The sequence below is a fragment of the Paenibacillus sp. B46(2026) genome (assembly GCF_056786355.1).
Map to the genome: position 1 here is coordinate 3,477,389 of NZ_CM165907.1, position 14,614 is coordinate 3,492,002.

Genomic DNA, 14,614 nt, shown 5'->3' on the forward strand with positions numbered 1-14,614 from the left:
TAGGAGTTTTAACATGATTATTGGCTACATGAGACCGTCGCAGGATGATCCGAAATGTCAAAATCAACACGAAATTTTAAAACGGAAATCCTGCGATCGGTTCTTGAAGGAAGAACATTCGTCTGCAAAGCAAAGAACTCAACTAGAAGCCATGATGAACGGGCTCGAGGCAGGAGATGTCGTCGTTATTACTCGGTTATTCTCCTTAGCTGACTCCACAAGACATCTTGCTGATCTACTGAAGGTGTTTCAACAACGTGAGGCCCATCTGTACTCTTTAAATGAGAATTTGAATACCCAGGATCGTTCTGGTCGTATTTTTCTGGAGCATGTGAAGGCTTTACTTGATTTCCAAGGGGACTTGAGTAGTGAAAACACAAAGAAAGGTATGGATGAAGCGAAGGAAAAGGGGACGAAGTTAGGTCGTCCTCGTAAATTGGATGGAAATGTCATGAAGGCGATACAGATGTATGAAAGTAAAGAGTACAGTCTTGCTGAGATCCGTGAAGAAACAGGCATCAGCAAAACAACGCTGTATCGATATTTAGGTTCCTGATTATAGTGTATAGAAAAGGATTGACCTGGCAATCATTTAAGAGTATTATATCATCAAGTTCATAAGGCGATGGAGTTCGCCTTAACCGCCGTAAGGCTAATGACTCCTACCAGTGAGAAGTTTCTATTCCCCTGGTAGGAGTCTATTTGTTTTCCTGTTCTGGCATAAATATTATCACATTGGAGAGGAACGAACACAATGAAACAGTGGAAATCAAGATGGTCTGTTATGTTTAAAGAATGGAGATTCTTAGTGTTATGTCAGTCTCTCATCAAATGGATTGTTCTCGGCAGTGGAATTGGTATTTTGACAGGTACTGCATCGGCTTTTTTCCTACATATATTGGACAATGTGACCCTTTTAAGGACAGAGCATACATGGTTGTTATTTTTGCTTCCCGTTGGTGGTGCTCTGGTCAGTTTTCTATATTTAAAATATGGCGAAAACAGTGTTAAAGGCAATAATTTGATTTTGGAACAAATTCATGACGGTAAAGAAAGCATCCCGTTAAGAATGGCTCCGCTTGTTCTAGTTGGCACAGTCATTACTCATCTATTTGGGGGATCCGCGGGCCGCGAAGGCACTGCTGTACAGATGGGAGGTAGCTTGGCGGAATGGTTTGGAAAACTGTTGCGTGTTGGACCGGTTGATCGAAAAATTTTGCTAATCTGCGGTATCAGTGGTGGATTTGGTTCAATCTTTGGGACACCCTTAGCAGGAACTGTATTTGGATTAGAGGTACTCGCTATTGGTTTAATACGTCATGAAGCACTAATTCCGGCTTTTATCGCAAGTTTTGTAGGGAATATAGTAGCTACTTCTTTTTGGGGCGTTACACATTTGCACTACCCTATTGGTGAAATCCCTGCGTTGTCGTTAATCGTAATACTCAAGGTCGTTTTAGCTTCAATTTTGTTTGGATTGACGAGCATTGTTTTTAGTGAATTGACGCATACACTCAAAAAGCTTTATACACGTTTATTTCAGAACCCTATGATCAAAAGTGCTGTTGGTGGGGTGATCATTATCGCGTTAGTTTATCTTCTCGGAACAAGAGATTACCTTGGTTTGGGTATCCCGTTAATTGAAGATTCGTTTACTGGCGAAGTTAATCCATTTGCCTTTTTAGGTAAACTTGTGTTTACGTCTCTAACTCTCGGAGCTGGTTTTCAAGGGGGTGAAGTAACACCTCTTTTTGCAATCGGGGCCACTTTGGGGCACACGTTAGCTTCATTTCTAAATCTCTATGCTCCATTTTTAGCGGCTTTAGGTTTCATTGCTGTATTCTGTGGAGCAACCAACACTCCTATTGCCTGTTTCCTCATGGGGATTGAATTGTTTGGTTCAGAGGGGGCGATTTACCTCTTCATCGCTTGTATTGTAAGTTATTTATTTTCTGGACACACCGGAATTTATACCTCGCAACAAATCGGGGTATCTAAAAGTCACCTCATTTCAATTCCTGAAGGAACAACTCTGGCTTCTGTGAAGAATCTGAAGAAAAAAACGAATCAATCCATTGGAGTTGAAGATAGATGAGGTACATTTATCTTTTCAGATTCTTCTTGTTAGTGGTTGCATGGATCTATGTTGCAAGACGTCTCTCCATCAGACAGTAAACAGCCATACTATGATTTAGAATCAGGTACGTATCAATTGAAATTCAACATACGTAACAATTGTGGAAAACTGGACCATATAATCTTGATTAATGTTAAATTCCGGGAGGATGCGCTATTGAAATATACATTGGAGTCCGCAGTTTTTTAACCTTTTATTTACGGGTAAACTTACTGGTAGGCAATTATTTCTATAGAAAATCTGCTATCAGAACATGATTGGGATAGTTGGAGAGAAATGAATTTTATTCTCTCTAACGATAGTTATTCTTCTGCAGACATGGCGATATCTTTGGTTTCATGAACTGTCCCATAAGGGTGCTCTGGGGGCGCATATATAACATATACCTTAAGAGGGATATCACCTTTATTAGTAATATTGTGCCATTTTCCAGCAGGTACCATAATGGCATAGTCCTTACAGGCCATAGTTTGAAAATTCAATTTGTCTTTCTCATCTCCCATTTGCACAAGTCCCTGACCTTCTTCAATACGAATGAACTGATCGGTTGTCGGATGGACTTCCAATCCGATATCTTCACCAACACGGACAGACATCAGAGTCACTTGAAAATGTTTACCTGTCCATAGGGCGGTACGATAATTTTGATTGTGTTTTGTTGCCTGGTCCATATTAATAACAAGTGGACGTTGTCCATAATCTTTTACTCCTATGTTTGCACAGGGATGACTAACGGTTAGATTGCCATTGCAACATGAAGAGGGAGCGGCATGGGCAACGTTATTCCAGCTGTCGGGCATCGGATTATGCCATTGATTGTGGCGATATAATTTTTTGTGCATGTTCATTCTCCTCTAATATTGAGTTTAGTCTTTAGTTGCATCCTATGCAGTTGCCTATATAAAGGACTATAACACATGTAATAATGGGCAAGGACCCACATAATAACCGCGAATCAAATCCAAATCTGATTTTAAAAAACCAAGTTCTAATCCTTGCTGGGGAAAAGAACTTGGTTTTTTGTCGTTGAGGGCCGTAAATTCGATAGATATCGTTCATGCTAATGTGACTTTAACTTTGCAATGGTGAAGAAAAACGCTCTGACAGCATACGCCAGAAGAGATTCAGCGAAGGAGTGAGAAGCTTGTTACGATGTCTGACTGCGTAAATCGTTCGGATGGGATTCCAGTTGGGGATCGGACACGACTTCAATTCTCCCTTCTCCAGCTCTCGTATGATCGAAGCCTGTGAAACCATCCCAATACCCATGTTTAGACGTACAAGAGACTTCAACGCCTCTGAACCAGAGACTTCGATGGCTTCCGTAAACTGAACATCGTGTTTGGTAGCCCATTGATTGATGACTTCGCGACTGCTGGACCCTTCTTCGTGAGCTACAAGTGGAAGACCCTGCAGGTCATTCGGTACAATGACCGGTCTGCTGGCGAGGAAATGATCAGGATGAAAGATAATGACAAGATCGTCCTTCAGTAAGGGCTCAAAAATGAAATCGGGATCATCGGGTTTCGTATGCGAGATAATACCAACATCCAACTCAAAATTTTTGATTTTCTCCATAATGTGAGCAGCAGGCTTCACATCCATGCTTAAACAAAACAGATGTTCTTTTTTGAATGCAGTCAACAATTCCGGAAGAATATACGTTGCAGGCGTATGTGTGCTTCCAATCAACAAGCGCCCCGTCGCTGTCCCCCTGTGATCCTCGATTGTGCGAAGCATCTCTTCGTTCAAGGCCACAATTTGCGTAGCGTAGTGATACAACGATTTACCAGCCTCAGTTAATTTAATGACATGATAAGTTTTGGTGTGGAATAAGGCTATTCCGGCATCTTCCTGAAGTTTGTTCAGATGAAACGTCACCGTAGGTTGCGTAATATTCAGCTTCTGAGCAACCAAATATAATTTCTTCATTTCCACGACATGCACAAACACTTTTAATTGCTGCAGATTCATGAGTAATCCCCTCGCGTTCAAAAGAAATAGATATCATCTATCTTATCATACAAATCATTAATACTATTTTATTTAGGCTTAACCTCAATATAATACGAATCTTCAACATGCTCTTTAGAATGAATATAGATTCACAATCAGGATTCAGAGGGGGAGAAACATGAAATTCGGTTGGAGTAAAAAATTAAGTGGATTCAGCATTCTGCTTGTGCTTATGATCACAGGGTGTGGCGGACCAGTTGCAAGCAGCAATACTTCTGCAGGAGTACCTGACACACCTGCATCCACAATGGCAGACAACAGTGTACGTTCTTCAGACGAGGACACGGGGGAGACGATTTATTTATATGGCAATGACTTTGTCGATATTGTAGCACCCGAATTCACCAAGCAGACAGGCTACAAGATGGAGGCGGTTCATTATGGCGGAGGAGAAGCGTTGGCCAAGATTGAAGCAGAACAGGGGAATCCGCAATGGGATGTGGTCATGATGGACGGCCATGGTTCCATTCGAAATCTGGCGGACAGAGGTTTTCTCATGAAAGACTGGGTACCGGAAAACTTAAGCAACCTCAATGAGTATGGAACGTCGCTCGTTCCTGAAGACCACGCCTATGTTCCTGTTAGCATTCATGCATCAGCGGTTATTGCCTACAACACGAATCGTCTAAGCAAGGAGCAAGCGCCTGCAACATGGGAGGAATTTTTTGAGTATGAGGGCCCAGCAGGACAGGCTGATCCAGCGGTTGCGGCACCTGCATACCCGCTCGTTTCGTCTCTGTTTAACTACTGGGGCTTCTCCCAAGCAGAGCAAAAATACGCTCATATGATGGATAAGGGATTGCGGGTATATCCTAAAAACGGACCATTAGGAAAAGCTTTGGTATCAGGAGAAATTGATATTGCCGCTCTGCAGGAGAGTAACGCTTATGATCTCAAGCAGTCCGGAGAACCCGTAGATCTCATCTGGCCGAAAGAAGGTGCTCCCGGAAGCCTTCGAGTAGCTGCGATTAGCCAACACACCAAAAATCCCGCAGCTGCCAAAGCCTTTGTCGAATTCATGTTGAAGCCGGAAACACAAGTGATGCTGGTATCACTGGAATCGTCAGACAGCTTCTTTTCACCGCTCGTACGAGGTGTTGAAGCACGAAAAGATCGTGAGCCAAATCCGTCTTTTATGCTCCCGCCTGCCGAATGGGCAGCAGCGCACGAGGTGGACATCAAAACATGGTTTGCAGACCAGAACGTTAAATAAGAGGTGCATGCAATGATGAATTCCGGTACTCGTTGGGGTGTAAGCATCGCGTTATTATTATTCATTGTGATCTTCTTACCGTTACTTGCTGTTTTGTTGAATGCTGTTTTGCCTGGTTTGTTTTTTGGTGAGATGCAATTCCAGGGGTTCGGATTGCTCGGGGAGATGTTTCGGCGTCCGTTATGGAGGCAGTCATTCACAAACTCGTTGTGGTTGGGGCTGGGAACAGCCCTGTTAGGTACCATATTTGGTGCATGTCTTGCTATGGTCAGGGCCCGCTGGAATTTTGCGACAGGGCGGGTGCTGGATGCAGGGGTGTGGCTCTTGCTCATTACCCCCTCCTTCATGTTAGCCCAAGGGTGGGTGTTGTTCGCCGGCGCGGATGGAATCGCAAGCCGTTCACTTGGCATGAGCTGGGTGACATCGCTCCTGTTTCAACCTACAGGACTGATGATGATTATGGCGCTCAGCAAGTTTCCACTGGCCTATCTTACCGTGCTCGCTTCAGCAGAATGGAATGTCAGCCAGTATGGACATGCTGCTCGTCTAAACGGTGCGGGGCCCTGGACGGTATGGCGCACCGTAGAACTTCCACTTTCGGCTCCTTCTATCATTGCGGGTGCAACACTTGTGTTTATCGATACGGTGGGTGACTTCGGTTTACCTGCGGCATTGTCAACGGTTTATCGCTTTCCGACCTTGACCTATTCAATCTATTCCGCCATCTACCAATCACCGGTTCGCTTCGATATGGCAGGTGTATTAGCCTTCTATCTCGTTGCCTTACTGGGTCTTGCGATGTTTGTGCTTCTAATCAGTCTTCGCAAGTCCAGATTTGATTTTCTTAATGCAAAAGCGATTAAAACCGTGAAAGTCAGACCGAATCGTACGTATGTGTTAAACGTGATAACGATTGTGTTTTTGGCGATTAGCATTGGCATTCCGATCGGAAGCAGTCTGTGTGTGTCCATCATGAGAAGGATGGGGGATGGATTTGCCTTTCGGAATTTGACGCTTGATCATTATCTGTCGTTATTTTCAAAAACTGCAACAGATCATACGCAGCTCAGTTTTATCGAAGGCATGATGCATTCTCTTGCTATAGCTGCAGTTGCAGCAGTACTCAGCATGATTACAGGTTTCATTGTGGCATACGTGCTTACGTTTACGGAATTTCCGATGAAAGGCGGGCTTCAGCTATTCTCCATCGTCTCACTGGCTGTACCCGGAATCGTTATGGGCATCGGATATATTTTTGTCTGGAATCAAAAATGGCTGGAGTATGTGAACCTGCATTTATATGGCACACCTGCCTTGCTTGTCATCGCCGTTATTGCCGGAGCCATACCCTATGCGGTTCGAGTTCAATTGGGCGCGTTTGGCACGATATCATCTTCTGTATTAAACGCCGCAGCTGTTCAGGGAGCTGGCACACTTGGGCGGATGGTACACATCGTTCTGCCTTTGGTACGGAGGTCATTGCTTCTTGCTGTACTGGCTGCTTTTGGTACAAGTGTATTTGATTTAGCATTGGCTTCAATGCTTCAGCCAGCAAATTATATACTTATGCCTATTGTGATTGATCAGGCCTTTGAATTCGGGAGATACGGCTATGCAACAGCAGCGACAATCCTCAGCGGGTCCATACTACTGCTCCTTATTGTCCTCATTCAGTTTGCAGGAGAAGCCGCTTTTCGGTGGAGTGACAGGCGGCAGCAGAAGAGTAGAGATATGAAAAATATTCCAGCAGAGAGTCATCGCAGATCACATGGAGGTTCACCCTATGAATTCAATTCTTAAGCTTGAAGGGGTCCACAAGTCATTTGACAAGCAGGAAGTCCTTCGACCCTTGTCCTTTGCTCTAAATCATGGAGAGAGAATATGCATCCTGGGTCCATCCGGATGTGGAAAGTCCACCTTGCTGCAGCTGATCGCTGGTCTGTTAAGGGTGGATGGAGGCATCATTGAAATGGATGGTACACCGGTGGATGGTCAGAAGCATTATATACCTCCTGAGAAAAGACCAGTCAATATGGTGTTTCAGGATTACGCTTTATGGCCGCATATGACCATACGTCAAAATATTGAATATGGGCTGAAGCGTTCCAGAACGGACGCCACGTCAAGAAAACAACGGCTTGACCGTCTGCAAGCCATGCTGCAGCTGGAAGGACTTCTGGATCGGTTGCCCAGCCAATGCTCTGGTGGACAGCAGCAACGGATCGGGATGGCCCGTGCGCTCGCAACCGAACCCTCGATTCTGCTCATGGATGAGCCTTTGTCCAATCTGGACGTGAAGCTTCGTACCGAGATGCGCAGCGAATTGGCTGAGCTTTTGTCTGATCTTGAGACAACCGTCCTGTATGTGACACATGATATGCTTGAGGCCTTCACATTGGCTGATCGAATCATGGTGCTGAGAGACGGGGGAATGGATCAATTTGCGGAACCCCATCAGTTATTTCATCGTCCGGCTACTCCCTGGGTCGCCCAACTGATGGGATATCACAATAGCCTGCTTAGCATGTTCACGTTAGATGGCTCGGCTGTTTTGATAGAGGGACAGTGCATTTCAGGCCAGAAGATGGACCGTGGCAGGGGTGGGCAGCAAGCCATCGTCATGATTCACCCGCAGCAGATTACAATCAGCCTGAACAGGGAAGAAGTGCCGCATAATCAAATCGAGGTGAGAGTGAAGCAAGCCATCTTTGAAGGCATCCACTGGAGAATCATGATGCGAACCAAAGATAATCAGAGCATTCAGGCATTCAACGCCGAATATATTGAACCAGGGTCTGCATGCTGGCTGCAATTTTCTCCAGAGCAAACCATGATCTACGAAGGAGGAGCAGATACGATCAATGGGTAGACTTCTTGCTGTGTCCGATATTCATGGGCATGGAGATCTTTTGAAAAAATTACTTATAGCCTCTGATTATCACCCGGAGAAAGACCGCCTGGTTTTACTTGGCGACTACGTTAATAAGGGACCCGATTCCTGGGGCACCCTTGAACTGATCCATGACTTGACCCAACAGGGAGCCATCGCCTTGCAAGGTAACAATGAGCGGAAATGGATGAATTCCATGCCAAGCGTACCTACTGGCCTCTTTGATCAGGGTGAGCACTATCGAGAGTTTCTGTATGGTTTACCTCTTTATTTCAGAAGCGATTCATATTTGTTTGTACACGCCGGATTACGCCCCGGGGTTCCATTGAATCAACAGACACCCCAAGATTTGACTGAAATTCGAGAGCTTTTTTGGGAAAGTCCAGCCCATCCGAATTACACGATCGTTTTTGGACATACGTCAACGTTCCGGTTTCACGTGCCTCCTTGGGAATTATGGATGGGAGAAGGGAAGTTGGGGATCGACACTGGCGCAGGTCATGGATATTATCTTAGCCTGGTGGATCTTACAAATCGAGTACGCTGGTTTATATCCGTACAATTTCCTCATAAGATTCAATCACAAGGGATGAGTACAAGATAAACTATCTTTAGTTCGCTATGCTAGCGCAAAAAAATTGAATGAAAGAACTCATGCGGTATCATAAGAAATGGCTCGGCAGAAGAGAAGACAATGACGCGGGACAAGAACATAGAACTATTGAAAGTCGCTTTATATTGGCGACTTTTTTCTTTAACGGACAAAGCACAAATTTGATTAATCATTTCAAGCTAATGTAAGTTCGCAACCCAGTGAATATTCGAGATTCATAAAATTATAGTTGTATTTTGCAAATAAATTATTATAATGAATAGAGTACATACCAGAAAGGGGAGCAGTAACTAGTAGTTGAACCGAAGTGAAAAATACAATTCCCGTTCCTATACTTGCAAAATACAATTATTTATAAAGGAGATGCATTATGAAAACCATCTGGGATGTCATTGTGATCGGTGGAGGTCAGGCAGGACTTGCTTCAGGTTATCATTTGAAAAAGAGAGGGCTGTCTTTTTTGATTTTGGAGGCAGGTGGAGAAGCAGCAGGAGCGTGGCCTCAGTATTACGGTAATTTGAAGTTATTTTCACCGGCCAAGTACTCGTCTCTGCCAGGGCTTCCGATAGAGTCACCAGGGGATCGCTACCCACATCGTGATGAAGTCATTCAATACTTGAAGGGCTACGCTTCTCATTTTGACTTGCCTTTGGTTTATCATAGGCGTGTAGATCAAATCTCCAAAGAATCCGGGATATTTAGAGTAACAACCTCATGTGGAGAGAAATACATGGCTCGCAATCTAATCTCGGCGACAGGGTCTTTTAGCCGACCCTATACCCCCTCGATTCCTAAGCAGGAACGATTTAAGGGAACCATCTTGCATTCCGCGACGTATCGTACACCTGCCCCTTTTCAAGATCAATCGGTCATTGTGGTAGGAAGAGGCAATTCCGCAGTTCAGATTGCGATGGAACTATCCGAAGTAGCTGATACAACACTTGCTGTGAGAGAACCGGTAACATTAATCCCGCAACGTCTCTTGGGACAGGATATTCACTTTTGGTTTAAGCTAACGGGGATCGATTCGTTTTGGAGATTTGGAAAGTCATTTGCGAATGGTTCATCCGTTCTGGATTTGGATGGATATAAGCAGCGACTTCAAGCGGGGAACCCAAAGCAAAAGAAAATGTTCACCGCATTTTATGATAATGGGGTTATCTGGTCTGACGGAACACAAGAAGAGGTCCAAACCGTCATTTTTGCGACAGGATATCGTTCTAACGTTTCTTATATCGATGCATTAGGTGGATTGGATGGTCAAGGAGAACCCGGGCAGAAGAACGGGATCAGCAAGAAGATCCCCGGACTTTATTTTGTAGGTTTGTCTGGACAGCGCTCCTTTGCATCAGCGACCCTTCGGGGTGTGGGACCAGATGCTGAATATGTCGTCAAGCATATTCAAAACAATCTGGAAAAGCAGAAGAATATACATTAGTTGCAATATACAAATAATATGTTTATAATAGTCACCAAGAGGTGATCATGTTGCCAGATAATCAAAACCCAAGAGAGCTATTGCAAATCATGGTACGTCGCTTCGGCTTGCTGGATAAAAATTGTTGCACGGTTGGAGAGCAGGAAATATCTTTGATCCAGAGTCATATTCTATACGAAATTGACCATCAGCATGAGCCATCCATGCAACAAATTGCCGAAACGCTTGCGATGGATATTACAACCTTTAGTCGTCAAATCCAGACGTTAATTAAGAAGAACCTGGTTCGAAAAACAGCTCATCCTGATGATCGAAGAGTATACATTCTCCGTTTGACAGTTGAGGGGAAGTTTGTGACGACAGCGATAGATCATCGGATGAATACGCATCTGGAAGAGGTTTTTTCGTTCATGACCGATACAGAAAAAGCAATCGTTATGCAATCTGTTAAACTGCTGAATGAGAGTATGTTAAAATCGAAAATGTGTTGCACGCCAGTGGGGTAATGAACGGTGTTACCCCGATACATTTCTCTAGTACTTGTAATTTGCAAATATATATTTAACCAACTACTGGAGGTCATTTGACATGAAAAACATTGAATTCAAACAAGTCGAGTCTTGTTGTACACCTACGCTCAAGGAAAAGCAGGTCTCCCTTCAGGAGCCTATGGACCAACAGGAGTTAGCTCATTTACCTGTAGCGATCATTGGTGCTGGGCCTATTGGTCTGGCTGCAGCCGCACATCTGATCGAAGCGGGCCAATCATTTATCATTCTGGAGGCGGGGAGTAAAGTCGGCGAGAATATCTCCAAGTGGGGCCATGTTCGTCTGTTTTCGCCATGGCAGTATAACGTGGATAAAGCGGCCGCTCGGTTATTGGCCAAGGCGGGATGGATTGCGCCAAGTTCTGATGGTTTACCAACAGGCCATGAGCTGAGAGATCAGTATTTACGACCACTTGCTGAGTTACCTGAGATTAAATCTTACCTTCATTTGAATACACGCGTAGTCGGTATCAGTCGCAAAAATGCAGACAAAATGAAAACTGCAGACCGTAAGAAGCAACCTTTTTTGATCTATGTAGAAGAAGAGGGCAAGGCCAAGCGGTATGAGACAAGAGCTGTCATTGATGCTTCCGGAACCTGGGGGAATGCAAACCCGGTGCTTTCCAGCGGCGTATTAACTTCTAGGGAGAAAGCCCTTCATAAGCAAATATTTTATGGCATCCCGGATGTGCTAGGGGAGGATCGAGATCGCTATACAGATAAACATATTGCTGTCGTAGGTGGCGGCCATTCAGCCTTAAATACCTTACTTGATTTAGCTAAATTGCAAGAAACGAAATCCCATACGAAGCTGACCTGGATAATGCGGAGAGATCGTGTAGAAGATGCTTATGGCGGAGAAACAAGTGATCAGCTTGAAGCCAGAGGTGAGTTAGGCAGTCGTATGCATGAGCTGGTGGATTCCGGAAAGGTTAGTGTGGTCACTCCGTTCCACATTCAGGAGTTGAAACAGGATGGGGGGAAAATTACTATTGGTGGGGAGCAACGTGCCATTGCTCAGGAAATAGCGCAAGTGGATGACATTATTGTGAATGCTGGAAGCCGTCCTGACTTTTCCTTTCTAGGGGAACTACGTTTGAGCATTGATCAGGCAACAGAAAGTGTGGAAACGTTGGCTCCGCTGATTGATCCGAACGTTCATAGCTGCGGTACCGTTCGACCTCATGGGGAGAAGGAACTTCGTCATACAGAACAAGGTCTGTATATCGTGGGTATGAAAAGTTACGGTCGCGCGCCGACCTTCCTGATGGCCACCGGTTATGAGCAGGTCCGATCCGTCGTTGCTTTTCTGGCGGGTGACCTAGAGGCAGCTTTAAAAGTAGAGCTGGATCTACCGGAGACCGGTGTATGCAGTGGCAATCGCCAGCAAGTGAAGTTAGCTGAGGAAAAGAGTCTCTTGTACCAATTAAAAATGAAGAGTTGAGGAACACATGAAGCGATGGTTCGAATTCGAACCATCGCTTTTTTTATGTTACTTCTAAATTTAAGAGGTTGACTTCATAATTTTTATATTATAATATAAGCATGCACTTATATATACGGAAGGAGGAAGTAATATGGATTCTATTCAAGAAGCAGCCGATAAGATTAAATTGCTGGGCGATAAAACACGTCTTACGATACTTACACTCCTCAAGGAACGTGAATGGTGCGTGTGTGAATTTGTAGAGATTTTAGACATGTCACAACCTGGAATTAGTCAGCATTTGCGCAAGCTGAAGGATCAAGGCTTGGTTAAAGAGAATAAACGAGGCCAATGGGTATACTACTCTTTAAATGTAGAGAATGCACCCTATATTAAGTCTGTCTTGGAATTCATGCCGGATGCGGCAACCATTCTTAAGTCTTTAGATAAAGAGAACTATACGTCGGTGTGCAATTAATTTTTTGGGAATTATATAAGTATATTGTTATATACAAATAAACTTAAATGAACTAAAGGAGGTGTATGTATTTGTTTTCTACGCTGTTGGCTTGCATTATCTTTTTAATTACGCTAGTCCTCGTCATCTGGCAGCCTAAAAACCTGTCCATTGGTTGGTCTGCTTGCGGCGGAGCAATTCTTGCTTTACTTGTGGGTGTGGTCAATTTCCAAGACGTATGGGATGTGACGCAAATCGTTTGGAATGCCACGCTTGCGTTTGTAGCGATCATTCTGATTTCGTTAATTCTGGATCGTATCGGCTTTTTCGAATGGGCTGCCTTACATATGGCCAAGGCTGCTCACGGCAATGGTGTCCGAATGTTTGTTTACGTCTCGATCTTGGGAGCTGTCGTTTCTGCTTTCTTTGCCAATGACGGAGGCGCACTCATTCTGACGCCGATTGTTCTAGCCATGGTACGCGCACTGAATTTCGATGAGAAAAAAGTGTTCCCATTTATTATTGCCAGCGGATTTATTGCGGATACGACTTCTTTGCCACTGGTTGTAAGTAACCTGGTCAACATTGTATCTGCCGACTTCTTTGGCATTACGTTTATGGAGTATGCAGGCAGGATGTTTGTTCCGAATCTGTTCTCACTGGTGGCGAGTATCGGCGTATTGTATCTCTTCTTCCGAAAGAGTATTCCCAAACGTTTTGATGCCAGTGAATTGAAACCTCCGGTATCTGCCATTAAGGATATGAAGATGTTTCGATTGTCGTGGGTGGTGTTGGGGGTTCTGCTCATTGGATACTTCGCCAGTGAATTTATCGGAATTCCCGTATCCATTGTAGCAGGTGTTGTCGCGATATTCTTCCTGTTTATGGCTTCCCGCAGTTCTGCTGTGCCGACTACATTGGTTGTCAAAGAAGCGCCTTGGGCCATCGTATTCTTCTCCATCGGCATGTATGTCGTGGTCTATGGTCTGCGTAACGTGGGGATGACCGATCTGTTGGCCGTAGTCATACAGGCCGTGGCCGATCAAGGCTTGTTTGCGGCAACGATTGGCATGGGCTTTATCGCGGCAATCATTTCATCTCTGATGAACAATATGCCTACCGTGTTGATTGATGCGCTTGCCATTGATGCAACAACGGCTACGGGAACGGTTCGGGAGGCGCTCATCTACGCCAATATTATTGGATCAGACCTGGGTCCCAAGATTACCCCGATCGGTTCACTGGCGACACTGCTCTGGCTTCATGTACTTAGCACGAAAGGCGTCAAAATCTCATGGGGCACTTACTTCAAGACAGGTATCATTATCACGGTTCCGACTCTGCTTATTACGCTATTGGGTCTGTATCTGTGGTTAAGCATTATATAAAAGAATTCAATCATTCAAACAACGAGGAGACGATGAACATGAGTAAAAAAACACTGTACTTCCTATGCACAGGCAATTCTTGCCGGAGCCAAATGGCCGAAGGCTGGGCCAAGAAATATTTGAGTGAGGACTGGAACATTTATAGTGCAGGTATTGAGGCTCACGGTCTGAATCCAAAAGCAGTTGAAGCCATGAAGGAAGTCGGCCTGGATATTTCCACTCAAACTTCCGATATCATTGATTCCGAGTTGTTGAACAACGCTGATTTTGTAGTCACATTGTGTGGAGACGCTGCGGATAAATGTCCAATGACACCACCACATGTGAAGCGGGAACACTGGGGATTCGATGATCCTGCCAAAGCGCAAGGTACAGATGAAGAGAAATGGGCTGTATTCCAAACGGTTCGTGACCAGATTGGGGAGCGCATTAAAACGTTCGCTGAAACCGGCAAATAATACAAACCGCCGGGAGAATGTTTCCCGGCT

The 14,614-nt window shown here is 44.6% G+C and carries 14 protein-coding genes and 1 riboswitch; of the genes, 12 read left to right on the forward strand and 2 right to left on the reverse strand.

Annotated features, from left to right (window positions below):
- Window positions 1-28: 28 nt before the first annotated feature.
- The gene (locus AC1S8V_RS15645) at window positions 29-556 is read left to right on the forward strand and encodes a recombinase family protein (RefSeq protein ID WP_482074495.1); all 528 of its coding nucleotides are present in this window, start codon (window positions 29-31) and stop codon (window positions 554-556) included.
- Window positions 557-612: 56 nt separating this feature from the next.
- Window positions 613-672, forward strand: a riboswitch (Fluoride riboswitch).
- Window positions 673-784: 112 nt separating this feature from the next.
- Entirely contained in the window at window positions 785-2,095 is a 1,311-nt protein-coding gene (locus AC1S8V_RS15650) for a voltage-gated chloride channel family protein (protein WP_482074496.1), read from the forward strand.
- Window positions 2,096-2,439: 344 nt separating this feature from the next.
- On the opposite strand, the gene AC1S8V_RS15655 is transcribed toward AC1S8V_RS15650, so the two are convergent.
- Window positions 2,440-2,979: a cupin domain-containing protein gene (locus tag AC1S8V_RS15655; protein WP_482069806.1), complete on the reverse strand. Its 540-nt coding sequence runs from the start codon at window positions 2,977-2,979 to the stop codon at window positions 2,440-2,442.
- 229 nt (window positions 2,980-3,208) lie between these two features.
- Complete coding sequence (locus AC1S8V_RS15660) at window positions 3,209-4,111, reverse strand: LysR substrate-binding domain-containing protein (RefSeq protein ID WP_482069807.1); 903 nt, start codon at window positions 4,109-4,111, stop codon at window positions 3,209-3,211.
- Between the two features lie 160 nt (window positions 4,112-4,271).
- Here AC1S8V_RS15660 and AC1S8V_RS15665 point away from each other — a divergent pair, with 160 nt between their 5' ends.
- The 10 genes from AC1S8V_RS15665 (at window position 4,272) to arsC (ending at window position 14,584) form a co-directional block, all read left to right on the forward strand.
- On the forward strand, window positions 4,272-5,366 hold the full coding sequence (locus AC1S8V_RS15665; protein WP_482069808.1) for an extracellular solute-binding protein: 1,095 nt from the start codon (window positions 4,272-4,274) through the stop codon (window positions 5,364-5,366).
- Window positions 5,367-5,378: 12 nt separating this feature from the next.
- A complete protein-coding gene (locus AC1S8V_RS15670; RefSeq protein ID WP_482069809.1) occupies window positions 5,379-7,166 on the forward strand; it encodes an ABC transporter permease in 1,788 nt (595 codons plus the stop codon).
- Window positions 7,150-8,235 carry an ABC transporter ATP-binding protein gene (locus tag AC1S8V_RS15675; RefSeq protein WP_482069810.1) on the forward strand — a complete coding sequence of 362 codons (1,086 nt, stop codon included), beginning with the start codon at window positions 7,150-7,152 and terminating at the stop codon, window positions 8,233-8,235. Before AC1S8V_RS15670 ends, AC1S8V_RS15675 begins: the two co-directional genes overlap by 17 nt.
- On the forward strand, window positions 8,228-8,860 hold the full coding sequence (locus AC1S8V_RS15680) for a metallophosphoesterase (protein ID WP_482069811.1): 633 nt from the start codon (window positions 8,228-8,230) through the stop codon (window positions 8,858-8,860). Before AC1S8V_RS15675 ends, AC1S8V_RS15680 begins: the two co-directional genes overlap by 8 nt.
- Before the next feature lie 379 nt (window positions 8,861-9,239).
- Window positions 9,240-10,307: a flavin-containing monooxygenase gene (locus AC1S8V_RS15685; RefSeq protein ID WP_482069812.1), complete on the forward strand. Its 1,068-nt coding sequence runs from the start codon at window positions 9,240-9,242 to the stop codon at window positions 10,305-10,307.
- Window positions 10,308-10,354: 47 nt separating this feature from the next.
- Window positions 10,355-10,813 (forward strand): MarR family winged helix-turn-helix transcriptional regulator, encoded by a 459-nt coding sequence (locus AC1S8V_RS15690; protein WP_482069813.1) that lies wholly within the window; start codon window positions 10,355-10,357, stop codon window positions 10,811-10,813.
- A gap of 82 nt (window positions 10,814-10,895) precedes the next feature.
- Window positions 10,896-12,299, forward strand: coding sequence for an NAD(P)-binding domain-containing protein (locus AC1S8V_RS15695; RefSeq protein WP_482069814.1), 1,404 nt, complete (start codon window positions 10,896-10,898; stop codon window positions 12,297-12,299).
- A gap of 133 nt (window positions 12,300-12,432) precedes the next feature.
- Window positions 12,433-12,759 (forward strand): ArsR/SmtB family transcription factor, encoded by a 327-nt coding sequence (locus tag AC1S8V_RS15700; protein ID WP_482069815.1) that lies wholly within the window; start codon window positions 12,433-12,435, stop codon window positions 12,757-12,759.
- Between the two features lie 65 nt (window positions 12,760-12,824).
- Window positions 12,825-14,126, forward strand: coding sequence for an arsenic transporter (locus tag AC1S8V_RS15705; RefSeq protein WP_482069816.1), 1,302 nt, complete (start codon window positions 12,825-12,827; stop codon window positions 14,124-14,126).
- A 38-nt stretch (window positions 14,127-14,164) separates the two neighbouring features.
- Window positions 14,165-14,584, forward strand: a complete 420-nt coding sequence (gene arsC / locus AC1S8V_RS15710) for an arsenate reductase (thioredoxin) (RefSeq protein ID WP_076215280.1) — start codon at window positions 14,165-14,167, stop codon at window positions 14,582-14,584.
- Window positions 14,585-14,614 lie beyond the last annotated feature (30 nt).